This is a genomic window from Mesorhizobium sp. M0772 (assembly GCF_040320135.1).
Lineage (GTDB): Bacteria > Pseudomonadota > Alphaproteobacteria > Rhizobiales > Rhizobiaceae > Mesorhizobium.
In genome coordinates this window covers 135,892-157,927 of record NZ_JAMYPB010000008.1, presented here as the reverse complement: position 1 = coordinate 157,927, position 22,036 = coordinate 135,892, and the positions used below count along the sequence as shown (strand labels likewise).

Annotated in this window: 27 protein-coding genes and 1 other RNA gene; 15 read left to right on the top strand and 13 right to left on the bottom strand. The window is 63.2% G+C overall.

The window, feature by feature from the left end; translation table 11 throughout:
- Nucleotide 1 precedes the first annotated feature (1 nt).
- Nucleotides 2–1,033, top strand: coding sequence for a peptidoglycan -binding protein (locus NKI06_RS08115; RefSeq protein ID WP_023700275.1), 1,032 nt, complete (start codon nt 2–4; stop codon nt 1,031–1,033).
- A gap of 239 nt (nt 1,034–1,272) precedes the next feature.
- Nucleotides 1,273–1,698, top strand: a complete 426-nt coding sequence (locus NKI06_RS08110; protein ID WP_023688945.1) for a hypothetical protein — start codon at nt 1,273–1,275, stop codon at nt 1,696–1,698.
- 78 nt (nt 1,699–1,776) lie between these two features.
- Here the strand turns inward: NKI06_RS08110 and NKI06_RS08105 are convergent, their stop codons facing one another.
- Nucleotides 1,777–2,130 (bottom strand): DUF1304 domain-containing protein, encoded by a 354-nt coding sequence (locus NKI06_RS08105; RefSeq protein ID WP_023806573.1) that lies wholly within the window; start codon nt 2,128–2,130, stop codon nt 1,777–1,779.
- 153 nt (nt 2,131–2,283) lie between these two features.
- Here NKI06_RS08105 and NKI06_RS08100 point away from each other — a divergent pair, with 153 nt between their 5' ends.
- Nucleotides 2,284–3,771 (top strand): carboxypeptidase M32, encoded by a 1,488-nt coding sequence (locus NKI06_RS08100; RefSeq protein ID WP_352984793.1) that lies wholly within the window; start codon nt 2,284–2,286, stop codon nt 3,769–3,771.
- A 10-nt stretch (nt 3,772–3,781) separates the two neighbouring features.
- On the opposite strand, the gene NKI06_RS08095 is transcribed toward NKI06_RS08100, so the two are convergent.
- Nucleotides 3,782–5,584 carry an ABC transporter transmembrane domain-containing protein gene (locus NKI06_RS08095; protein ID WP_352984791.1) on the bottom strand — a complete coding sequence of 601 codons (1,803 nt, stop codon included), beginning with the start codon at nt 5,582–5,584 and terminating at the stop codon, nt 3,782–3,784.
- Between the two features lie 205 nt (nt 5,585–5,789).
- Between NKI06_RS08095 and rpmE the strand changes: the two genes are divergently transcribed.
- Nucleotides 5,790–6,011, top strand: coding sequence for a 50S ribosomal protein L31 (rpmE, locus tag NKI06_RS08090; RefSeq protein ID WP_023668748.1), 222 nt, complete (start codon nt 5,790–5,792; stop codon nt 6,009–6,011).
- 51 nt (nt 6,012–6,062) lie between these two features.
- Here the strand turns inward: rpmE and NKI06_RS08085 are convergent, their stop codons facing one another.
- On the bottom strand, nt 6,063–6,770 hold the full coding sequence (locus tag NKI06_RS08085) for a hypothetical protein (protein WP_031244189.1): 708 nt from the start codon (nt 6,768–6,770) through the stop codon (nt 6,063–6,065).
- A 173-nt stretch (nt 6,771–6,943) separates the two neighbouring features.
- On the opposite strand from NKI06_RS08085, the gene NKI06_RS08080 reads away from it, so the two are divergent.
- Nucleotides 6,944–8,011 (top strand): helix-turn-helix domain-containing protein, encoded by a 1,068-nt coding sequence (locus NKI06_RS08080; protein WP_352497639.1) that lies wholly within the window; start codon nt 6,944–6,946, stop codon nt 8,009–8,011.
- A 16-nt stretch (nt 8,012–8,027) separates the two neighbouring features.
- Here the strand turns inward: NKI06_RS08080 and NKI06_RS08075 are convergent, their stop codons facing one another.
- Nucleotides 8,028–8,669 carry a TetR/AcrR family transcriptional regulator gene (locus NKI06_RS08075; protein ID WP_023818215.1) on the bottom strand — a complete coding sequence of 214 codons (642 nt, stop codon included), beginning with the start codon at nt 8,667–8,669 and terminating at the stop codon, nt 8,028–8,030.
- Nucleotides 8,670–8,787: 118 nt separating this feature from the next.
- On the opposite strand from NKI06_RS08075, the gene NKI06_RS08070 reads away from it, so the two are divergent.
- Together NKI06_RS08070 and NKI06_RS08065 are read left to right on the top strand one after the other, a co-directional pair.
- On the top strand, nt 8,788–9,615 hold the full coding sequence (locus tag NKI06_RS08070; RefSeq protein ID WP_352984788.1) for an NAD(P)H-binding protein: 828 nt from the start codon (nt 8,788–8,790) through the stop codon (nt 9,613–9,615).
- Between the two features lies 1 nt (nt 9,616).
- The gene (locus tag NKI06_RS08065) at nt 9,617–10,093 is read left to right on the top strand and encodes an anthrone oxygenase family protein (RefSeq protein WP_023668743.1); all 477 of its coding nucleotides are present in this window, start codon (nt 9,617–9,619) and stop codon (nt 10,091–10,093) included.
- A gap of 158 nt (nt 10,094–10,251) precedes the next feature.
- On the opposite strand, the gene NKI06_RS08060 is transcribed toward NKI06_RS08065, so the two are convergent.
- The 3 genes from NKI06_RS08060 to NKI06_RS08050 form a co-directional block, all read right to left on the bottom strand.
- Nucleotides 10,252–10,536, bottom strand: a complete 285-nt coding sequence (locus NKI06_RS08060; RefSeq protein WP_352859543.1) for an Rdx family protein — start codon at nt 10,534–10,536, stop codon at nt 10,252–10,254.
- A gap of 32 nt (nt 10,537–10,568) precedes the next feature.
- Nucleotides 10,569–11,318, bottom strand: a complete 750-nt coding sequence (locus NKI06_RS08055; RefSeq protein ID WP_352984786.1) for a YebC/PmpR family DNA-binding transcriptional regulator — start codon at nt 11,316–11,318, stop codon at nt 10,569–10,571.
- 179 nt (nt 11,319–11,497) lie between these two features.
- Entirely contained in the window at nt 11,498–11,821 is a 324-nt protein-coding gene (locus tag NKI06_RS08050; protein ID WP_023744976.1) for an ArsR/SmtB family transcription factor, read from the bottom strand.
- 51 nt (nt 11,822–11,872) lie between these two features.
- On the opposite strand from NKI06_RS08050, the gene NKI06_RS08045 reads away from it, so the two are divergent.
- From NKI06_RS08045 to NKI06_RS08035, 3 genes are read left to right on the top strand one after another with little or no spacing between them, the layout of a single operon-like run.
- On the top strand, nt 11,873–12,355 hold the full coding sequence (locus NKI06_RS08045) for an SRPBCC domain-containing protein (protein ID WP_023744975.1): 483 nt from the start codon (nt 11,873–11,875) through the stop codon (nt 12,353–12,355).
- A 20-nt stretch (nt 12,356–12,375) separates the two neighbouring features.
- Nucleotides 12,376–12,738, top strand: coding sequence for a VOC family protein (locus NKI06_RS08040; protein WP_023744974.1), 363 nt, complete (start codon nt 12,376–12,378; stop codon nt 12,736–12,738).
- Nucleotides 12,739–12,766: 28 nt separating this feature from the next.
- Nucleotides 12,767–13,249, top strand: coding sequence for an SRPBCC family protein (locus tag NKI06_RS08035; RefSeq protein WP_023744973.1), 483 nt, complete (start codon nt 12,767–12,769; stop codon nt 13,247–13,249).
- 22 nt (nt 13,250–13,271) lie between these two features.
- Here NKI06_RS08035 and NKI06_RS08030 read toward each other — a convergent pair whose 3' ends face one another.
- The 5 genes from NKI06_RS08030 to ssrS form a co-directional block, all read right to left on the bottom strand.
- Nucleotides 13,272–14,033, bottom strand: coding sequence for a TerC family protein (locus NKI06_RS08030; RefSeq protein WP_023737883.1), 762 nt, complete (start codon nt 14,031–14,033; stop codon nt 13,272–13,274).
- Nucleotides 14,034–14,103: 70 nt separating this feature from the next.
- A complete protein-coding gene (locus tag NKI06_RS08025) occupies nt 14,104–14,928 on the bottom strand; it encodes a TIGR00282 family metallophosphoesterase (protein WP_023827028.1) in 825 nt (274 codons plus the stop codon).
- 56 nt (nt 14,929–14,984) lie between these two features.
- Nucleotides 14,985–15,512 carry a DUF3592 domain-containing protein gene (locus NKI06_RS08020; protein WP_196813862.1) on the bottom strand — a complete coding sequence of 176 codons (528 nt, stop codon included), beginning with the start codon at nt 15,510–15,512 and terminating at the stop codon, nt 14,985–14,987.
- A gap of 82 nt (nt 15,513–15,594) precedes the next feature.
- Nucleotides 15,595–16,179, bottom strand: a complete 585-nt coding sequence (locus tag NKI06_RS08015) for a 5-formyltetrahydrofolate cyclo-ligase (RefSeq protein WP_023668732.1) — start codon at nt 16,177–16,179, stop codon at nt 15,595–15,597.
- Between the two features lie 92 nt (nt 16,180–16,271).
- A non-coding RNA gene (gene ssrS, locus NKI06_RS08010) (6S RNA) lies at nt 16,272–16,427 on the bottom strand.
- A 149-nt stretch (nt 16,428–16,576) separates the two neighbouring features.
- On the opposite strand from ssrS, the gene NKI06_RS08005 reads away from it, so the two are divergent.
- Nucleotides 16,577–17,416 carry an AAA family ATPase gene (locus NKI06_RS08005; protein ID WP_352984783.1) on the top strand — a complete coding sequence of 280 codons (840 nt, stop codon included), beginning with the start codon at nt 16,577–16,579 and terminating at the stop codon, nt 17,414–17,416.
- A gap of 43 nt (nt 17,417–17,459) precedes the next feature.
- Here the strand turns inward: NKI06_RS08005 and NKI06_RS08000 are convergent, their stop codons facing one another.
- Nucleotides 17,460–18,998, bottom strand: coding sequence for an MFS transporter (locus tag NKI06_RS08000; RefSeq protein ID WP_352984781.1), 1,539 nt, complete (start codon nt 18,996–18,998; stop codon nt 17,460–17,462).
- Nucleotides 18,999–19,140: 142 nt separating this feature from the next.
- On the opposite strand from NKI06_RS08000, the gene NKI06_RS07995 reads away from it, so the two are divergent.
- Genes NKI06_RS07995 through NKI06_RS07980 form a run of 4 tightly spaced genes read left to right on the top strand, consistent with a single transcriptional unit; the run spans nt 19,141 to nt 21,999 of the window.
- A complete protein-coding gene (locus tag NKI06_RS07995; protein WP_352984779.1) occupies nt 19,141–20,004 on the top strand; it encodes a LysR family transcriptional regulator in 864 nt (287 codons plus the stop codon).
- A gap of 58 nt (nt 20,005–20,062) precedes the next feature.
- Entirely contained in the window at nt 20,063–20,509 is a 447-nt protein-coding gene (locus NKI06_RS07990; protein ID WP_352984778.1) for a GNAT family N-acetyltransferase, read from the top strand.
- Nucleotides 20,510–20,544: 35 nt separating this feature from the next.
- Complete coding sequence (locus tag NKI06_RS07985; protein ID WP_023688929.1) at nt 20,545–20,805, top strand: type II toxin-antitoxin system HicB family antitoxin; 261 nt, start codon at nt 20,545–20,547, stop codon at nt 20,803–20,805.
- 9 nt (nt 20,806–20,814) lie between these two features.
- Entirely contained in the window at nt 20,815–21,999 is a 1,185-nt protein-coding gene (locus NKI06_RS07980; protein WP_352984776.1) for a vWA domain-containing protein, read from the top strand.
- The last annotated feature ends 37 nt before the right edge of the window (nt 22,000–22,036 follow it).

The window sequence follows — 22,036 nt, the reverse complement described above, 5'->3', positions numbered from 1 at the left end:
CATGGCTCTCGCCAGGGGCCGGCGCACCGATCGCCGGATCGACTATTGGCCGGGCTTCGTCGACGCGCTGTCGACGCTGCTGCTGGCCATCATGTTCCTGCTCACCGTTTTCGTGCTGGCGCAGTTCCTGCTCGGACGCGAACTCTCCGGCAAGGATACGGCGCTCACGCGCCTCAACTCGCAGATCAACGAACTGACGCAGTTGCTGGCGCTGGAGCGCTCGAGCGCGCAGGACAAGGACGATTCGCTGGCCAATCTGCAGGCGTCGCTGTCGGCGGCGGAAGCTGAGAAGAGCCGGCTAGAGCAGTTGCTCGCGCAAGGCGCCGGCGCCGGCGACGCCGCCAACCAGCGCGCCGCGGAGCTCGGCGGCGAACTCGACAGCCAGCGCCAGATCAGCCAGCAGGCGCTGAGCCAGGTCGAGATCCTGAACCAGCAGATCGCAGCACTGCGCAAGCAGATCGGCGCGCTCGAGGACGCCCTCAATGTGTCCGAAACGCGCGACCGCGATTCCAACACCAAGATCGCCGATCTCGGCCGTCGGCTCAACGTCGCGCTGGCGCAGCGCGTGCAGGAACTGAACCGGTACCGCTCCGACTTCTTCGGCCGCCTGCGCGAAATCCTCGCCGATCGCGAGAACATCCGCATCGTCGGCGACCGCTTCGTCTTCCAGTCGGAAGTTCTGTTCCCGACCGGCTCCGAAGTGATCAACGATGCCGGCAAGGTCGAGATGAAGAAGCTCGCCGACGCCATCATCGAGTTGCAAAAGGAAATCCCGCCCGAGATCAACTGGGTGCTGCGCGTCGACGGCCACACCGACAACAAGCCGCTGTCCGGCGCCGGCCGCTATCGCGACAATTGGGAATTGTCGACGGCGCGTTCGACCTCGGTGGTCAAGTTCCTGATCGAGAACGGCGTGCCGGCCAACCGGCTGGTTGCGGCCGGCTTCGGCGAATTCCAGCCGCTCGACCCCGCCGACACCGAAGACGCCCGCAACAAGAACCGACGCATTGAACTGAAGCTCACCGAACGGTGATTTTCAGTCACGCGAAATTGTTTGCCGGCTCAACTCTAGGGCGCAACGCCAGGTCGGCAAGGCCTGAAAACATTATCTTTCTTTAATTACACTTCGCGTTTCCGGGCTCCTACTTTGACGCGCAGGGCCGAGAACCGCCGGCGATGCCTCCCATCGCGACGCGACGGAACCGGACGGCCCGCTTCCGGAAGGCGGAGCGAAAGCGCTTGCCCCTTCCATAGCAGGAGGAGACGCACATCATGCGCTCTTTGAAGACTCTCAGGACCGCAACCCTCACGACACTTCTGATCACTGTTCCACTCGCCGGCGCCTATGCCGCCGGACATCACAAGGGCGCCCTCGACGCCAGCGACCCGACCGACATGACCGGTCCGCGCGTGACCGGCCTGATCGAGCAGGTGCGGGGCGTCGAACAGGGCATCACGGATGCGCGCGAGACGAAGGGCATCTCGACCTCGGAAGCGCAGTGGCTGCATCTGCGTGCTGCGCATATCGGCCAGGCCGCCGAACGGGTCGCCGCTTCGGACCATGGCCGGATCCCGGCCGCGCAATATCACGATCTGCTGCGCCGCCTCGACAATGTCGATCAGAGGCTGATGTCCGACACCGGCAGCGGCTTCATGATCGGTGATGGCTCCGACGGCGGAAATTATCCGAACGGCTGAGATCCGCTCTGATATCTCCAGGAATGAGGAAGGGACTGTCTGACGCCCCCGGATCTGGCTCCGAGGGCGTCTTTTTTGTCACCAGCCCAGCCACAGCGCAGCGAGGGCCAGCACCGCCGGCACGGTCTGAATATAGAGGATCTTCCGGCTGGCAGTCGCCGCGCCATAGAGGCCGGCGACGGCGATGCAAAGCAGGAAGAACACCTTGATCTGGAATCCGGCTGCGCCGAGATAGAGGCCCCAGATCAGCCCGGCGGCAAGGAAGCCGTTGTAGAGCCCCTGATTGGCGGCGAGCACCTTCGATGCGCTGGCGAAGTCCGGCTTGAGGTTGAACGCCCTGTGCCCGCGCGGTGTGTCCCACGCCACCATCTCCAGATAGACGATGTAGAGGTGGATCAGGGCCACCAGCCCGACCAGGATATTGCCGATCATCTTAGTCTCCCCTGCATGGCGGTGTTCCACCGCCAGCCAGCATTCCACGCACAAACTCATCGGCGCAAGCTGCATCGGCGAAAGCCACCTTTGAGGGTTGCCAATCCTGGCGCGTTGGTATCTTTTCCCGCGGTCCAAAACGCGGAACCTGCCATGTCTTTTCAGAAGCTCGATGATCTCGGCCACAAGCTCGAAGCGCTGGAACATGCGCTCGCTATCCTCGGCGCCGACGAGGCGACCCACATGGCCGTCGGCGGCGGCGAGAAGCGCGCCGAAGCCATGTCGTCCCTGGCCGGGATGCTGCATATCAGGGCTACCGCGCCGGAGATCGCCGACTGGCTCGCCGCCGCCGAACAGGAGGCGCTGAACGAGGAGCAGCAGGCGGCGGTCCGCGAACTGCGTCGCCAATACACCAACCTGACCTGCCTGCCGGTCGAATTCGTCGAGCGCCAGACGGTGGCGCGTATGCGCTCCGAGCAGCTCTGGCGCGACCTGCGCGCCAAGAATGACTGGGCAGGCTTCCTGCCGGCGCTCGAAGGTGTCATCGCGCTGGTGCGCGAGGAAGCCGCTTTGCGCGCCGACGCGCTCGGCCTCGATCCCTACGACGCACTGATGGAGCAATACGATCCTGGCAACCGCGCCGCCGACATCACGCCGGTCTTCACCGAGCTGAAGACATTCCTGAAGGGCTTCGTGCCGGAAGCCCTGGCCGCGCAGGAAGCGCGCCTGGCCAGGCATCCCGTGAAGCCGCTCTCCGGCAGCTATGCGATCGACCGGCAGCGCGAGCTTGGTCTCGCCATGATGGCTTCGGTCGGCTTCGACCTCACCCACGGTTCTCTGTCCGTATCGCACCATCCCTTCTGCGGCGGCGTGCCGAGCGACGTGCGCATCACCACCCGCTACAAAACGTCCGACTTCCTGTCGGCCTTGATGGGCGTGCTGCACGAGACCGGCCATGCGCTCTACGAGCAGAACCTGCCGAAGGCCTGGGCGCACTGGCCGCTCGGCAAGGCGCGCGGCATGGCGGTGCATGAAAGCCAGAGCCTGTTCGTCGAGAAACAGGTCGGCCGCAACCCCGAATTCTGGCGCTGGGCGCTGCCCGTGGTCGAAAAGCATCTCGGCGAAGCCTGGTCGCTCGACGACATCCTGCCGCATGTGCACCGGGTCGAGCGCGGCCTGATCCGCGTCGACGCGGACGAGGTAACCTACCCGCTGCATGTCATCCTGCGCTACGAGTTGGAGCAGGAGCTGGTCTCGGGGCGGCTGCAGGCGGCCGACCTGCCCGAAGCGTGGGACGCCAAGATGCGGGAGTATCTTGGCCTTTCGACCATCGACAACCCAGCCGACGGACCGATGCAGGACGTGCATTGGCCAGGCGCCGCCTTCGGCTATTTCCCGTCCTATACGCTGGGCGCTATGATGGCGGCGCAGCAATGGGCTGCGCTGACGCGCGACCATCCTTCAGCCGACAGCGACCTCGCCAAGGGCAATTTCGCCGCCATCAATGACTGGCGCCGCGACAATATCTGGTCGCAGGGATCCCGCTGGTCGACGCCCGAACTGCTTGAGCGCGCCACCGGGGAAAAGCTCAACGCCGCGTATTTCACCGAGCATCTCCGCAAGCGGTATGGTCCCGCCTGATTGCGGGTTGCTACTCCGCGGCACCCCTGAAGGCGCTTGCTCCGGTTTCGAACTGCAGCTTGGCCAGCCTTGCATAGATTCCGCCCTTGGCGACCAGGCTCTGGTGCGTGCCTTCCTCGACGATGCGGCCGCCATCCATGACCAGGATGCGGTCGGCCTTCAGCACGGTCGCCAGCCGGTGGGCGATGACGATGGTGGTGCGGCCCTGCATCAGCCGTTCCAGCGCCGTCTGCACCAGCGTTTCGCTTTCGGCGTCGAGCGCCGACGTGGCCTCGTCGAGCAGCAGGATCGGCGCGTCGCGCAGGATGGCGCGGGCGATCGCCACGCGCTGGCGCTGGCCGCCGGACAAGGTCACACCGCGCTCGCCGACCTGGCTGTCGTAGCCCTTGTCGAGCCTGAGGATGAACTCGTCGGCCAGCGCGTCCCTGGCGGCGGCCTCGATCTCGGCATTCGTCGCGCCCGGCCGGCCAAAGCCGATATTGTCGCGCGCGCTTGCCGCAAAGATGGTGACATCCTGCGGCACGATCGCAATGCGCTCCCGCACTTCAGCCGGATCGGCTTCGCGCACGTCGACGCCGTCAATGGCGATGCGGCCAGTTTCGGGATCGTAGAAGCGCAGGATCAGCGAAAAGACGGTGCTCTTTCCGGCGCCCGACGGGCCGACGATCGCCACCGTCTCGCCGGGCTTGACCTGAAAACTCAAGCCGTGGACGGCGGCACGGTCCGGCCTTGCCGGGTAGGAGAAGGAGACGTCGTCGAAACTGATCGCGCCTGTCGCCTTGGCGGGCAGCGGCAGCGGATTGGCCGGCGGTTGAATCGCCGGCGTCTCGTCGAGTATCTCGGTCAGCCTTTCGGCCGCACCCGCCGCCTGGGCAAGCTCGCCCCAGACTTCCGACAGTGCGCCCAGCGCGCCTGCGGCAAACACGGAGTAAAGCAGGAACTGGCCGAGCGTGCCGGGCGACATCGTGCCGGCAAGCACGTCACGCGAGCCGAACCACAACACCGCCACGACCGAGGAAAAGATCATGAAGATGGCAAAGAAGGTGAGCAGCGAGCGGGAGAAGATCGACGAGCGCGCCGCCTGGAAGGCGGCTTCCACCGCGGCCGAGAACCGCCCGGTGACCAGCGTCTCGTTGGTGAACGCCTGCAACGTACGCACCGCGCCGATCTGCTCGCTGGCATAGGCGGTCGCTTGCGCCAGCGTGTCCTGCGCCTGCCGTGACCGGCGCCTCACCGAACGGCCGAACGCGACCAGCGGCAGCACGATGAGCGGAATGGCCGCGATCACCAGGCCCGACAGTTTCGGGCTGGTGACGACCATCATCGCCACCGCGCCAAGGCCGAGGATGACGTTGCGCAGCGCCACCGAGGCGGTGGCGCCGACGGCGGATTTCACCTGCGTCGTGTCGGCGGCAAGCCGCGAGACGATCTCGCCCGATTGCGCGGTGTCGAAGAAGGACGGCGAAAGCGTCGTGACATGCGAAAACACGTCGCTGCGGATGTCGGCGACGACCCGCTCGCCGAGCGTGATGACGAAGTAGTAGCGTCCGGCCGACGCCGCCGCCAGAATGGCTGCCATCCCAACCAAAGCGGCGAAATATTCGGCGATGAAGACGGTGCCGGAAGCACTGAAACCGTGGTCGATCATGCGCCGCACGGCCAGCGGCAGCGCCAGCGTCGTCGCCGCGGCGATGGCGAGCGAAATGAGGGCGCCTATGACCAGTTTGCGGTAGCGGAATATATAGGGATACAGGCGCCTGAGCGGCCCGAGCGAGCGCCTGCGCCCGTCTTGCTCGCCGCTGATGTCCGCCATGACCGTTTCCTCTGGCCGCTTCCAGGTGGGCGCGTTCAATATGCGCCTGCCGTGGCCTTGTGATTCAATTCCGGCTGATGTATAGGCTCGCCGACCGTTTTAGAAGCCGTGGCTTTTCAATAGCTGCGGCTTCGAGTTTTAAAAAGGGGCGCATCGACGCAGGCCACGGGCCCGTCTGTAGCGCCACAAGCCAGGAAGCACGACAATGAAGGCCGATATCCATCCCGACTACCACACCATCAAGGTCGTCATGACCGATGGCACAGAATACTCGACCCGTTCGACCTGGGGCAAGGAAGGCGATACGATGAACCTCGATATCGACCCGACCACGCACCCGGCCTGGACCGGCGGCCAGCAAACCCTGCTCGACCGCGGCGGCCGCCTGTCGAAGTTCAAGAAGCGCTTCGAAGGGTTCGGCCTTTAAGCCTATCGGCTTTCGCAGATCAGGAACCCGCCCTTGTGGCGGGTTTTTTGTTCAGCGGATCGTGGCGCGGACGAAATCGCCTTTGATCACGATCGAGGGTTTGGCGCCGGCAGTGTTGGCAAGCGAACTGTCGACGAAGGACGCCGACGCGGTCACCGAGTAGCTGATTTGAACCTGCCGGCCGAAGGTCAGCGTGGCATCCAGCGCCTTGCCGGCAATGGCGACAGTCTCGTCCTTCCGGACGCTGCCATAGGCGAGATTGGCCCTCAGCGCCTCGCCCTTGAGATCGATGCGTGAAGCATGCCCTTCGAGCGAAACATCGGCCGCCTTGCCGGTAATGGCGATGCTGGAGAAATTCCCCGTCATACTGGCCAGCAAGGCCGCCTGCTCGATCGACACAGAACTCTCGGGCGCAATGTTGGCGTTGATCTCGACCCTGCAATCCGAAGGATCCAGCCAGGACGACGGAGCGACATTGATGCGCAACGTCGAGGCCTCCCGCTTCATGTCGCTGGCGGTGCGGCAGTCATTGGCGAACCAGGACGAATACCAGCTGGCAAACCAGCCCTCGCGGCGGCTGCCGATCGTCGCCTGGTAGGGTTCTGCACCTGAAGTGGTCAGCTTGACCGAGCTTGCCTCGCCGGTGATGATGATGGCGGTCACACCGGCGAGATCGAGCGTCTTTGCGGCATCACCGGCCACCGGCGGTGCCAGGGCAACTGCGGCAAAGGGCAGCAAGACGAGAATTGCGGATTTCATCATTGTCTCCGATCATGGGTGGGCGGTCGCGAAAGGACCGCAGCGTTGCCCAGATGATCCGAGACGTCGATTTTCGCGACCTCGATCACGATCCGGGACGACCGTGAACGCAATCCAGGTCATTGTCGGCCGCCCGGTCCATCGTCGGCCGCCTTGGAACCACGCTTGCGATCATGATCTTCATTCCCTTGCCATTCGTCGTTGCCCTGCTGCTCGTCATCCTGCTTGCGCAGATGATCCGCCGAAACGAGGCCGATCTGCGCGAAAACATGTTTTTCATGCTGCTGATGGCTGCCTACGCCTTGCAGTCGGTGCTGATCGGCATCCGCTGGGGCTACGAAGTCAGGGCAATCATGCCTTTCCAGGCGGTGTTGGCGACATTGATCGCGCCGCTTGCCTGGATAGCTTTTAGCGGTCTGGCGAGGGAACGCTCGCGGCATCGCCTGGCTTCGCTGTGGCCGCATCTGTTGCCGGCCTGTCTTGTGGCCCTGCTGCTGATCTTCTGGCGCGAGCCGGTAGGCCCCGTGATCATGCTGGTCTTCCTGTGTTATGGCGTCACCCTTCTTTGGCTTGCGCGGGTCGGGCCGGACGGCCTTGCCGAGTCGCGTCTGGACGGTGTCTTGCGCTCCTACCGGGCGCTGCTGGTGACGACGCTGGCGATCCTGGCGTCGCCGGTCACCGACATCATCATCAGCCTCGACCTCGAATGGACCGGCGGTGCCCATTCCGGCGCGGTGATTGCCGCCGGCAATGTGCTGGCGCTGCTGCTGCTTGGCGGTGCAGCCGCGGTGGCCAGCGAAACCGCGCCTCTGGATGACGATGAAGACGATGGGCCGCAAGCCGCGCCACGGGCGACGAGCGAGGATTCCGCGGCCGCGGCGGCCGTCGACGCGCTGATGCGGTCAAAAGAACTCTACAGGGACGTTGACCTCAACCTCGGCCGTATCGCCAGGCGCCTCGGCCTGTCGGCGCGGCAAGTGTCGTCGGCGGTCAACCGCATCCACGGATCGAGCGTGTCGCAATATGTCAACAACCAGCGCATCGGCGAAGCCTGCCGCCTGCTGGCGGCCAGCGACGAGCCCATCACCCGCATCATGTTCGACGCCGGGTTTCTCAGCAAATCGAACTTCAACCGCGAGTTCCTGCGCGTGACAGGCTTCACCCCGAAGGCCTGGCGGCTGGAGCATCGGCTGTCAAACCGAAAGCTCGCGGCCCTGCCGTTGCCAGGCGAGACAAAATGAAGGCGGGCGACACCGGTCAGGCGCCGACTAGTTCCCGCAGCGCCATGCGCTTGTAGGCGGCGACCAGCCTGTCGCCCTCCTGCCGGTCGACCGAGATCGCCAGCCGCACGGCAGCCTCGCCCATCTGCCAGACGAGGAAGGCCGTCGTCTCCAGCGCCACCGGATCGGCGCCGGGATGCAGCCGCTTCAGCACCATGGTCAGGAATTCGGCATTCGCCCGGCTGTCGGCGAGTTCGAGCTGGCGCAGCGCCTTGTCGGCCTGCGTGCCCGACCAGATGTCGCGCATCACCGGCTCGGCCAGGAACAGCTGATAGTAGATATCCACCAGCTCCGAAAACGCCTGCCGCAGGCCCTCGGCGTCGACGACATCCTTGAGCGCCGAGGAGATGCAGGCCTGGCTTTCGGCGGTGTAGCGCTCGGCCAGCGCCCAGACGATCGCCCGCTTGTCGGGAAAGAACTGGTAGAGCGAGCCGATCGACACCGCGGCCCGTTCCGCCACCTCGCCCATGCGTATGGCGTCGCTGCCTTGCTCGGCAATCAGCGCCGAGGCTGCGGCCAGCATGCGCTCGACCCGCTCGCGGCTGCGCTGCTGGGTGGGCGCCCGTCGCGGCGATGCGACCTGCTCCTGGGCAGATGCGGGCGTTGCTGTGTCTTCCATGACGGCCTCCGGTCTCGACAAAATCTGCCAACAAACGGCTTGACTCGCAAAATACGAGGGTTTATCACGTTTTGCAAATGTGAGGATTACTCACATTTGCAAACAAAGGAAAACCCCAATGACTAACACCAAACCAGTCCTGATCCTCGGTGGCACTGGCAAGACCGGCCGTCGCCTCGCCGAGCGGCTGACCTCACAGGGCATTCCCGTGCGCATCGGCTCGCGTTCCGGCAGCCCCCGCTTCGACTGGGAGGTTCCGGCGACCTGGGAGCCTGCGATGCAGGGCGTGGGCGCCGTCTACATCAGTTACTATCCCGACATCGCCGTGCCGGGCGCCGCCGAGACCGTCGGCGCCTTCGCCAGGCTTGCGGTAGCAAATGGCGTCACCCGCATGGTGCTGCTCTCCGGCCGCGGCGAGACCGAAGCCCAGCGCGCCGAAGAGATGGTCAAAGCCTCGGGCGCTGACTGGACGATCCTGCGTTGCGCTTGGTTTTCGCAGAATTTCAGCGAAGGTTTTCTCGTCGAGTCCTTGCGGCAAGGCGAAGTGGCTTTGCCTGTCGGCCCTGTTGGCGAGCCCTTCGTCGATGTCGACGACATCGCCGATGCTTCCTTCGTTGCGCTGACCGAACCGGGTCATGTCGGCCAGCTCTATGAGTTGACCGGGCCGCGGCTGCTAAGCTTCGCCGACGCGGTTGCCGAGATCGCCAAGGCGACCGGCCGCGACATCCGCTATATCAAGATCTCGCATGACGAATTCACCGCCGCGACGGCGGCATACGAACTGCCGCCCGAAATCGCCTGGCTGCTCAACGAGCTGTTCACCGAAGTGCTTGACGGCCGCAACGAGACGCTGACCGACGGCGTCCAGCGTGTGCTCGGCCGCGCGCCGAAAGACTTTTCCGCCTACGCAAATGAAACCGCTGCAACCGGCATCTGGAGCAACTGAGATGATCAAGCTTCTTCCCACCCTCACCATCATCGCCGCCATCGGCTCGGGCGTCGTCGGCGGCGTGTTCTTCGCCTTTTCCAACTTTATCATGGCGGCGCTTGCCCGGCTGCCGGTCCCCCAAGGCATCGCAGCGATGAATTCGATCAACATCACGGTGATCACGCCCACCTTCATGACGGCGCTGTTCGGCACCGGCCTGCTCTGTCTGGTGCTTATCGCCGCCGTTCTCATGGGGTGGAGCCAGTCCGGCTCATACTGGCTGCTTGCCGGCGCCGTGATCTATTTGATCGGCAACCCGATCGTGACCATGGTCTTCAATGTGCCGCTCAACGATGCGCTCGCCGCCGTCGACCCGGCCAGCGCCAATGGCGCAGCCGTGTGGGCGAACCATCTGAATCAATGGGTGATGTGGAACCACGTCCGCACCATCACCGCCATCGTGTCGATGGCCTGCTTCATGTTCGCATTGCTCTGAAAGTCGTCAAGCAAGGTAAGCTGTGTTGAGATTCAGGTCAGGTCGAGTCGAAAATGGTGGCTTCCGAGAACCGGAGCGGAGCGTACTCAAGTACGTGTGCACCGGAAGCGCAGGAAGCCGTCATTTGCAGGCCGGCCTCACCTGAATCTCGACGCAGATTAGGCCTTGCGGTCGGAATGGCCTAGATCGCGGTCCGGATCGATGACGTCGCGCACCTGCTGCTTGAGCTTGGCTGCATCGGGAAAGCCGCCGTCGCGCTTGCGGTCCCAGACCAGCACATCGTTGCAGGAAACGGTGAAGATGCCGCCTGTGCCCGGCACCAGCGTCACTCCACCGAGATCCGTGCCGAAGGTGGAGAGCAGTTCCTGCGCCATCCAGCCGGCCCGCAGCAGCCACTGGCACTGGGTGCAATAGGTGATGCGGATGATGTGCAGCTCGCTCATGTCGGATTGAGTTCCGCCAATGTCCTGGTCGATCATGCCGCGCTGAGCTTGGCCATGGTCTCGTCGTCGACCTCGAAATTGGCGTAGACGCTCTGCACGTCGTCATCGTCCTCGAGCGTTGCCACCAGTTTCATCAGCGATTGCGCCCGCTCTTCGTCGACCGGGACATTGTTCTGCGGCTGCCAGATCGGCTTCACCGATCCGGCCTCGCCAAGCGAGGCTTCCAGCGCCTTAGACACTTCGCCCATACTCTCGAACGCACAGTAGATGGTGTGGCCTTCCTCGTCGGACTCGACGTCATCGGCGCCGGCCTCGATCGCCGCGTCCATCACCTTGTCGGCGCTGCCGGCGGAGGCCGGATAGTAAATCTCGCCGGCGCGGTTCCACATGAACGACACCGAGCCGGTTTCACCAAGCGCACCGCCGGCTTTGGTGAAGGCGGCGCGCACATTCGAGGCCGAGCGGTTGCGGTTGTCGGTCAGCGCCTCGACGATCAGCGCCACGCCGCCCGGCCCATAGCCTTCATAGCGCACCGCTTCGTAATTCTCGGCATCGCCCATTGACGCCTTGTTGATGGCGCGCTGGATGTTGTCCTTCGGCATCGACACCGCCTTGGCGTTCTGGATGGCCAGGCGCAAACGCGGGTTCATCGATGGGTCGGGCGTCCCGCTCTTGGCGGCGACGGTGATTTCGCGCGCCAGCTTGGAAAACATTTTTGACCGCACCGCGTCCTGCCGGCCCTTGCGGTGCATGATGTTCTTGAACTGTGAATGGCCAGCCATGGCACCCCTGTCGTCTTCGGCTAGAGCATCCCGAGCGAGGTGGTCTCACCTCGTCCTCCTGGGTACTCGAATTCAAATTCTCAGAGCCGTCCAAGGTGCAACGCGATGGATGCACGGCGTTCTCTGTCGGAATGGCCGGCTTATAGATAAATCGGCTCAATTCGTCCAGCCGCGCCGGTTCAGCCCTCCAGATCGGACTTCAGCCGGTCGATAATGCTGAGCGCATGGCCGGCATACTGGCTGATCCAGCGGTCGTGGATGTGCTTGATCGGCAGCGCGTTGAGATGGTTCCAGCGCTCGCGCCCTTCGCGCTTTGCCACCACCAGTTCGGCTTCCTCCAGCACCTTGAGATGCAGCATGACGGTGCAGCGATCGATGTCGGGAAACGCCTCGCACAACATGCCGGTCGTCTGCGGCGCATCCTTCAGCCGATCCAGCAATTCGCGACGGCGCGGATGCGCCAACGCCTTGAAAACGTGATCGTCCGCAGTTTGGCTTGACATGTTATGTTTCTATAACATATTGTCGAGCCAATCAAGGAAGGAGCTGTGGATATGTCTCTTGGATTCAGAGTTTCCGGGCGCATCGGCAAACCGGTCGCAGAAGTCTTCGACGCAGTCGTCAATCCGGTGAAGCTCAGCGGCTATTTCACCACCATCGGCGGCGCCAGCGCCCCGCTGGAAGCCGGCATCGGTGTCGTCTGGTGGGGAAAAGTGCCGGTCGAGGTCGATGAAGTGGTCAAGGACAGCCGCATCGTGTTGCGCTGGGATGCCACAGATGCCGACGACAGGCCGGCCTACAAGACACGCATCGTGATGAACTTCGAGCCGCTGGACGATGGCGGCACCCTTGTGACCATTGCTGAATCCGGCTGGCCGGAAGGCGTGGTCGGCCTGCAGAAATCCTACCTCAATTGCGAGGGCTGGTCGCAGATGCTGGCTTGCATGAAGGCCTATGTCGAATACGGCATCAATCTGCGCGACGGCTACTACCGCGGCGAGATGAGGGGCGAGCCGGCCAACGAGACAAACAGATGAACAGCGCAACGGAGCCCGCAATGACCGCGAAAATGACCGGCGGCATCAACATCGCCATGAAAGTGCCCCCGCATCAATACGAGGCGACGATCGCCTTCTATCGTGATGTCGTCGGCTTGAAGCCATTCACCGCCAAGACGCCAGCCATCGGCTTCGAGCTTGGCCCAAACCGTCTGTGGATCGACGAGGCGCCGATGCTGAGCCAGGCCGAAGTCTGGCTTGAGCTTTTCACCGGCGATTCTGCAGCCATTGCGGATCATCTCGCCAAGGCCGGCGTCGTCCGTTGCGACGCGGTCGAGCCCCTGGGCGAAGGCTTTCGCGGCTTCTGGATCGCCAACCCGGCCAGCATCGTTCACATGGTGCGCGAGCCCGACGCCTGGTGAGCGCAAACCGGACAAGGAAGGAGCATCGATGGAAATTCACAAAACGCCGACTGCCGAAGCCGGCATGCTGATCAGGCGGCCGGTCGCCGATGTCTTCGAGGCGATCGTCGACCCGGCCATCACCACGAAATTCTGGTTTACCCACAGTAGCGGCCGGCTGGATGGCGGCAAAGAGGTTCGCTGGGAGTGGCGCATGTATAGCGCCTCGGCGATGGTCAATGTCAGCGAGATCGTCGAGAACAAGAAGATCGTCATGCAATGGAGCGATCCGCCGACCACTGTGGTCTGGACATTCACGCAGATGCCCGGCGCCGAAACGCCTGACGGTGCGACCTTTCTTGAGGTCAGCAATTTCGGCTTCGCCGGCACCGCCGACGAGCAGGTCAAGCAGGCGATCGGCTCGACCGACGGCTTCGCACTGGTTCTTGCCGGCGCAAAGGCATGGCTGGAACAGGGCCTTTCGCTTGGCCTGATCGGCGACCGCTACCCAAACGGCGTGCCGGGGCGCTAGGGCCGCCCCCGCGGCGCCAGCATCAATGCCCGCCGCCGGATTTCTTGCGCCGCCGCGCCAGCATGTTCAGGCCCTCGACCAGGGCGGAAAAACCCATGGCGGCGTAGATGTAGCCCTTCGGCACATGATAGCCCATTCCGTCAGCGATCAGCGTCATGCCGATCATCAGCAGGAAGCCCAGCGCCAGCATGACGATGCTCGGGTTCTTGGCGATGAAATTGGCCAGCGGCCCTGCCGCCAGCATCATCACGCTCACCGCCACGATCACGGCGATGTACATTATGGCAATCTCGTCGGTCATGCCGACGGCGGTGATGATCGAATCGATCGAAAAGACGAGATCGAGCAGCAGGATCTGGAAGATGGCGCCGGCAAGCGAGATCTGCAGCGTCTCGCCCATCATCGTATCCTTGTGGTCGTCGGGATCGACGGTGTGGTGGATTTCCTTGGTCGCCTTCCAGACCAGGAACAGGCCGCCGGCAATCAGGATCAGGTCGCGCCAGGAAAAGCCATGGCCGAACGCTGTGAACACCGGCGTCGTCAGTTGGACGATGATCGAAATGGTGGCGAGCAGCACCAGCCGCATGATCAGCGCCGCCGAGATGCCGAGACGCCGGGCGCGGGCGCGCTGCGCTTCAGGCAATTTGTTGGTCAGGATCGAGATGAAGATCAGATTGTCGATGCCGAGCACGACCTCGAGCACGATCAGCGTCAGCAACGCGACCCACGCGGTTGGATCGGAAACAAATTGAAAATGCGGCGCCAGGAAGTCAACGAGCTGCATGGAGGTCGTCCCCTCTACGATCTAGAGCAGTTTCGTCGCCAGTTAGGTACTATATTCCACCATATCAATGTCACGACCAGAAGGATGGCGCGGTTTCTTCAAGCCGAGGCCCGCGGCGAAACGGCGCGATCTTTTCGGCCAGGCCCGTCCGGTCGGAAATGTCGACGCCGACGCCGCACAATGTCGCCGGTCCGGTCGCCGCCTCGAAGCGGCCTTTCGGCACTTTCGACAGGAAGCGGTTGAGCGGCTCTTCCTTGTCCATGCCGAGCGAGGAATCATAGTCGCCGCACATGCCGGCATCGGACATGTAGCCGGTGCCGCCGTTGAGGATCTGGTGGTCGGCCGTCGGCTGGTGCGTATGGGTGCCGATGACGAGGCTGGCGCGGCCGTCGACGAAATGCGCGAAGCACATTTTCTCCGAGGTCGCTTCGGCATGGAAGTCGATGACCACGGCATCGGCCTGCTCGCCCAGCGGACAGGCGGCCAGCTCGCGCTCGCCAGCCTGGAACGGATCGTCGAGCTCGGGATGCATGAACACCCGGCCCATGATGTTGGCGACCAGCACGCGCGCGCCGTTTTTGGCGATATAGACGCCGGAACCGCGCCCCGGCGTTCCCTTGGGGAAGTTGGACGGGCGCAAGAAGCGCTCCTCGCGCGGCGCGAAGATCAGTGCGTCGCGCTGGTCCCAGACATGGTTGCCGGTGGTGACGACATCGGCACCGGCGGCGATGGTGTCGCGAAAAATGTCTTCGGTGATGCCGAAGCCGCCGGCGGCGTTCTCGCCATTGACGATGACGAAGTCGAGTTTGAAATCCGAGATCAGGCCGGGCAGTTGTTCCCACACCGCCGTACGTCCCGATTTGCCCACCATGTCGCCGAGGAAGAGAAGTCTCATGCCCACTTCTATCCAGAGGCACGGACGCTAGGCAAGCGCTACCCGGGCGATTGGCGCTAACGCCGGCCGAAAGTACCACGCTGCTGTTGAGGCGGCTTGGCGCTCGCGCCCGCAACGCGAACTGCCGAAGGCATCATCGGTGACGCCGGCGGTGCGGTGCGTCCGCGCAGCCAGAAGAACCACACGTAAAAAACAGTGAACCCACCAGTAGCGGCCAGGAGCAACAGCCCGCCGCGCCAGCCCTTCATCGCCGCGGTATCGAGGATCGATGGATTGGCAGGGTTGTAATACAACTTCACCGCGTCGCCTTTGGACGCCGTGTAGAGGCCGATGTCCTTTCCCTTGCCGGACCACGTCATCGGTGCATCGTTCGCGACATAGGTGACAGCGACGTTGATGCCTTTCGCGGTGAGGCCATTACCCTGGGCTTCGCTGTAGGAACTGACATCCGTCACTGTGGCAACCGTCTGATGCCAGGCGAACTGGTGGTGCAGGGCCGTTCCGGAAATGTGCAATGCCATCGCGAACAGCGTTACCGCGATGAGGACGAACGGCATCAGCAGGAAGCGTGCGAAGACAAACATGATGGCCGCCATCGGCTCGGACTGTGTTGCCGGAATACTATCCGGCACGTCTTGGAAACGCGTTAAGCGGGATCGCGGTCTTTTAAGCGATGTCGAAGCGGCGCAAACCGCTCTCGGTGAGTATTTCCGGGATGATGACGTCGTGCGCCTCATCCGGCACCAGACCCACCTCCTGGCAATCGAAGGCGATGCCGATCAGTCGTGGCGGCTGGCCCTTGTCGATCAGCCTGGCGATGGCGCGGTCGTAATAGCCGGCGCCATACCCGATGCGATGACCGCGGCTGTCGAAGGCCGCGAGCGGCACCAGCATCACCGCGGGATCGAGAACCTCGGCCTCCGCATGCGGACCGACCGTGCCAAAACCCATCTCGACCATCGGCGCGCCGCGCACCAGTTCGCGAAAGACGATGGTGGTCTTGTCGAGGATGGCCGGCAGGCAAAGCCTGGCCCCCTTCTCGCGCAAGGCGAACATCAGCGGCCTGACGTCGACTTCCGATCGCATCGGCCAGAAAGCTGAAACGATCTGACCCGGCTCGATGGCGAGGTGGTCGCGCGCCGTCTCGGCCATTTCAAGCGCGATCTCCACCCGCCACAGCGGATCGAGCGCATCGCGACGGCCGAGTGCCTCGAGGCGCAACTGCTTTTTCAGGTCTTTGGGAGATGTCATGCGCGGACGATAGAAAAGGTCGGATCTGGGTGACGTTTCATGAGCGACGTTTTCTACCACATCATCCGCCAAACTGGGCGGATACAGGTAAGTGACGATCCACACAACCGGTGGAGAGAGCGATCCCGGGAACCTACAAAGTAGGTGGGCGCCGTATGAGAAAACCCACGGGTCTTCCCAGGGACAGCTCCCTAAGGATCGTTAAGGCCCCGGGGAAAATGTTCTCCTGCCGGGAAGCGCAGACCGCCAAGCCCAATATAGGCGGCTGGTCGGTCAAGCGCTAGTGACATGAGCCGATGTTTCCATTTCGATCTCACACGCTTTGGTCGCAGCCGGCTCGCCCTTGCACAGGTCAAGCAGCGTCCTTACGCTCGCGCTGACCAACCGAGGAGCAAGTATGCGTTTCGAAGGCACGGCGGCCTATGTCGCCGACAAGGATCTGATGGTGGCGGTGAACGCCGCGATCGCGCTGGAGCGGCCGTTGCTGGTCAAGGGCGAGCCGGGCACAGGCAAGACCGAGCTTGCCAGACAAGTGGCGTCAGCCCTCGGCCTCGATCTCATCGAATGGCATGTCAAGTCGACCACCCGGGCGCAGCAGGGACTTTATGAGTACGACGCCGTCTCGCGGCTGCGCGACAGCCAGCTTGGGGATGCCAGATTCAACGACATCAAAAACTACATCAAGCGCGGCAAGCTCTGGGACGCCTTCGCGGCCGGCAAGAAGGTCGTGCTGTTGATCGACGAGATCGACAAGGCCGATATCGAATTCCCCAACGACCTGCTGCAGGAACTCGATCGAATGGAGTTCTTCGTCTACGAAACCGGCGAAACGATCCGCGCCGCTGTGCGCCCCATCGTCATCATCACTTCCAACAACGAGAGGGAACTGCCCGACGCCTTCCTGCGCCGGTGCTTCTTCCACTACATCCGCTTTCCCGATGTCGACACGCTGCACAAAATCGTCGACGTGCACTATCCCGGCATAAAGCAGAATTTGGTGCGTGCTGCCCTGACCCAGTTCTACGAGATCCGCGACGTGCAGGGGTTGAAGAAGAAGCCGTCGACCTCCGAGGCGCTCGACTGGATCCGCCTGCTGGTCGCCGACGACATCGCACCCGAGGATATGCGCGCCGACCCCAGGAACGCGCTGCCGAAACTGCACGGCGCGCTGCTGAAGAACGAGCAGGACGTGCATCTGTTTGAGCGCCTTGCTTTCATGGCCAGGCGGAAGGGATAAGGATCGGCGGGCGGGCTGAGCGCTATGAGCGAGCTTCGGCCGATCACTCGGCCGCCGCAAGCCCTGTCTCCTGCGGCGCGACGCGCTTCGGCCCGAAGATGACGAAGCCGATGACCGACAGGGCGAGAACGCCGATCCCGCAATAGAGCATGACCCAGCCGAAACCATTGACCAGCGCGGCATGCACGATGGCGCCGGATGGGTCGAGGGCTGCGAGCTTCGGCGTCCCCTGCGCAAGGCCCTCCAGATTGCCGGTGGCGACCCTTTCCGCCAGTGCCCGCAACTCATCCGGCTCCAAAGCCGCGCCGAGTGTGGCCTGCAGGTGGGAAACGATACCTTGCGTCAGCAGCAGGCCGAGCACCGCGATGTTGATGGCAAGCGTGATCAGGCGTGCGCTGATATCGATGCCGGACGCCATGCCGGCGCGATCCGGCGATACCGCGCCGGTCGTGGTGTTTGTGGTCGGCGAATTGGTGAGACCGATGCCGATGCCGGCAATCAGCGTGCCGGGCAGCATGGTCAGCCAGGTGGCGCCCTCGAGCCTGGAGCCGATCCACATGGCGATGAAACCGATCCCTAGCGTCAGCAGACCGAGCGGGATGGCAATTCGTGCCTGATAGCGCGCGCGAATGCGCTCGGCGATCGGCGGCATCACCATGAACGGCAGCGTGTAGACGAGCAACAGCAGGCCGGTCGTCGTGCTGTCATAGCCGAGAACGCCGGAATAATAGATCGGCAGATAGATGATGAACGGCCAGTAGCTGAAATTCATGCCGATGGCGCCCATGATCGCGCCGGAAAACTGGCGGATGCGGAACACGGCGAAATCGAACATCGGATAGGGATTGACCCTCTCGGCGACGAGGAAGGCGATGAACGCAGCCACGGAGGCTGATATCACGCCGATGCGGGCGCTGGTCCCGAGATCCGCACCTTGCGTGATCAGATAGGAGAAGCCGAACACAGAAGCCGACAGCGTCAGCATGCCGGCCCAGTCGAGTTTCTGGGCATTGTGATCGCGCGATTGCGTGACACCGGCGCCGATGAAGGCGAGCGCCAGGAGCGCCAGCGGCACGTGGATGAGGAACACCCACTGCCAGTTCGACAGCGCCACGATCAGGCCGCCAATGGCGGGACCGAAACCAAGCCCGATGCCTGAGACGACGCTCCAGGCGACAAAAGCCTTGCCGCGTTCGCGGCCATCCTGGAACTGATGCGACAGCACGGCGACGCTGCAGGTCAGCATCGCGCCGCCGGCGAGACCTTGCAGGAAGCGGGCGGCGATCAGCAGCGCCGCACTCGGCGCCAGGCCGCACAGCAGCGAGGCTAGGCAGAAGGCGACGGTGGTGATCACCATCACGCTCTTGCGGCCGAAACGGTCGGCCAATGTCCCTGTCGCCATCAGCACCGTGGTGCAGGCAATGGTGTAGGCGTTCATGATCCATTGCAGGTCTTTGAAATCGGCGGCGAGCACGCTTTCCAGTTTCGGCAGGATCACCGGCACGCTGGAGATTTCGAGCCCGAACAGCAGCGACGCCAGGCACACGCCGGTGAGCGCTATGGTGTTTCGTTGAATTGGCATATCGATCTCTTTCCATCCGAGCATGAGGCGCTCTTCAAACCGCGACCAGTTTGAGATAGAGGAGACTCGACCATGAAAAAAGGCTATGCTCGGCTATATCAGAAATGACAAAACGGAATGATTGGCCCAATGGAGTGCTGCGATGATCAGTCTTGATGTGGACGCCGTACGAACCTTTGTGATGGTGGCCGATCTGCAGAGCTTCACCCAGGCGGCATCGGCGCTGGGCAGCACGCAGGCGACGATCAGCGTCAAGCTGCGCCGCCTTGAGGAGAAGCTCGGCGCGCGATTGATCGAAAGAACGCCGCGCCGCGTCAGCCTGTCGGCACGAGGCGCCGTCTTCCTCCCCGCCGCGCGTGACTTCCTTGCCGCGCACGAGCGCGCCATGGCGGAGTTTGCGTCAGCACCGTGCCGGCTTGCGCTCGGCTTTGTCGATCATGCCGCCGGTCCGGCGCTGTCCATTCTGATTGCCCAGCTCCATGCGCACGATCCATCGCTGACGCTCAGTTTGAGGATCGATACCAGCACGGTGCTCAAGGAAGCTTTCGATCACGGCGAGCTCGATGCAGTCATCGTGCACCGCGAAGGCGACAGCCGTCCTGGCCGGACCTTGTCGCGCAACCACTATGGCTGGTTCGCAGCACCTTCCTTCGAGTGGCAGCGCGGAACGCCGTTGCGCCTCGCGCTCTTAAGCACCGTGTGCAACTGTCCGGATCGTGTGCGGGCGGTCGAGGCGCTGGACAAAGCAGGCATCGCCTGGGAGGAGGCCTTCGTCGGCGGCGGCGGCGCGGCCGTCAACATTGCGATATCGGCGGGCTTTGCCGTTTCGGCGCTGGCTCACTGCGTCGCTCCGCCCGGCCTGATCGAGGTTGGCCGCAAACTTGGTCTTCCATCGCTTGACCCTTCCGAAGTGGTGCTGCATTCGCACAATCTGGCGCCGCGCGCGCGTGACGCGCTGCAGATGCTGGCGACCGCATTTCGCGAGTACAATTCGCCGGTGGATTAGGCGATGGTGTTTCCGATCTGATTCCGCCGGAATCCGATAAGGCTTTGGAGGAACCGAAATGACCGAGATCACCGTCCGCCCGCTGGCGCTGGCCGACCATGCCGACTGGCGGCGGCTGTGGACTGCCTACCTCACCTTCTACGAGACCAGGCTGCCGGACGAGGTCTACGACATCACCTGGAAACGACTGTTCACGGAAGGTGAATTCGAACCGAAGGGGTTTATCGCCACGCTCGACGGCAAGGCGGTCGGCCTGACCCATTTTCTCTATCACCGCTCCGGCTGGTCGGAGAAAAACAGCTGCTACCTGCAGGACCTGTTCGCCGACCCTGATGTGCGCGGCAAGGGCATCGGTGCGGCCCTCATTGAAGCGGTCAAGCAGGCAGCCGGCAAGATCGGCGTCAAGAACGTCTATTGGATGACCCACGAAACCAACGCCACAGCGCGCAAGCTCTACGACCATGTCGCGCGGCGGACAGGGTTTATCGAGTATGATCTGCTATGATGCGAGCGCGATCGAAATAACGCGGAAGGAGCCGAATGATCCGCTATGTCGGAATCCTGGATGGCAGTGACGGCGTTTGGGGAGTGCGGATGCCCGATCTCGCCGGCTGCCACGGGGCCGGCGCAAACCCGGCTGAAGCGATAGCCGATGCCGCGTCGGCTACGCGCGAATGGGCGGAAGCCCGAATCGCAAAGCACTTGCCCATGCCCAACCCACGTACTGTGGCAAATCTTCTGCAATCCGGCGAAATCGACAGTGCCCGTGGCGACTCCGCCGTGACCGTTCGGCATAGATAACGGCCAACCATGTTCCTCCCCTTCTTTCTCGAACTAAAGGCCGCGCGGGTTCCCGTTTCGCTCAGGGAATATCTGTCGCTGCTGGAAGGGCTGGAGGCCGGGCTGGTCGACTATGACGTCCAGGGTTTTTACTACCTCGCCCGCGCCGCGCTTGTGAAGGACGAACGCCATATCGACCGCTTCGACCAGGTGTTTGCGCATGTCTTCAAGGGGATCGAGGCGCTCACCGGCCCCGATGCAGTCGATGTCGCCAACATCCCTGAGGAATGGCTGCGCCGGCTCGCCGAAAAGCACCTGACCGAGGAAGAGAAGAAACTGATCGAGGCGCTCGGCGGTTTCGACAAGCTGATGGAGACACTGAAGCAGCGGCTGGAGGAGCAGAAAGGCCGCCACCAGGGCGGCTCGAAATGGATCGGCACCGGCGGCACTTCGCCTTTCGGCGCCTATGGCTACAATCCCGAAGGCGTGCGCATCGGCCAGCATGAAAGCCGCAATCGCCGTGCGGTGAAAGTCTGGGACAAGCGCGAGTTCAAAAATTTCGACGACGCCGTCGAGCTCGGCACCCGCAACATCAAGGTGGCGCTGAAGCGCCTGCGTCGCTGGGTGCGCGAGGGTGCGGAGGAAGAGTTCGACCTGCCCGGCACCATCCATGCCACCGCCGAGCACGGCTATCTCGACGTGCAGACGCGCCCCGAACGGCGCAACGCCGTGAAGCTCTTGATGTTCTTCGATGTCGGCGGCTCGATGGACGACCACATCAAAAGCATCGAGGAGCTGTTTTCGGCCGCCCGCGCCGAATTCCGCCAGCTCGAATATTTTTACTTCCACAACTGCCTTTACGAGGGCGTCTGGAAGGACAACCGGCGCAGGCATGCCGAGACCATCCCGACCTTCGATCTGCTTCACAAATACGGCCCCCACTACAAGGTGATCGTCGTCGGCGATGCCTCGATGAGCCCTTACGAGATCGCGCATCCCGGCGGTTCGGTCGAGCATTGGAACACGGAAGCCGGCAGTGTCTGGCTTGGCCGCCTCATCCAGCAATGGCCGAATGCGGTCTGGCTGAACCCCGAAAATCAGAAAAACTGGGGCTTCACCCATTCGATCGCGATGATCCGCGATCTCTTCGGCGGCCGCATGTTCCCACTGACGCTGGCCGGGTTGGAAGCCGCGACCAAGCAGCTTTCACGCTAGCATTGAGGATTCGAGCACATCTCGGTGCTGGGCAGAC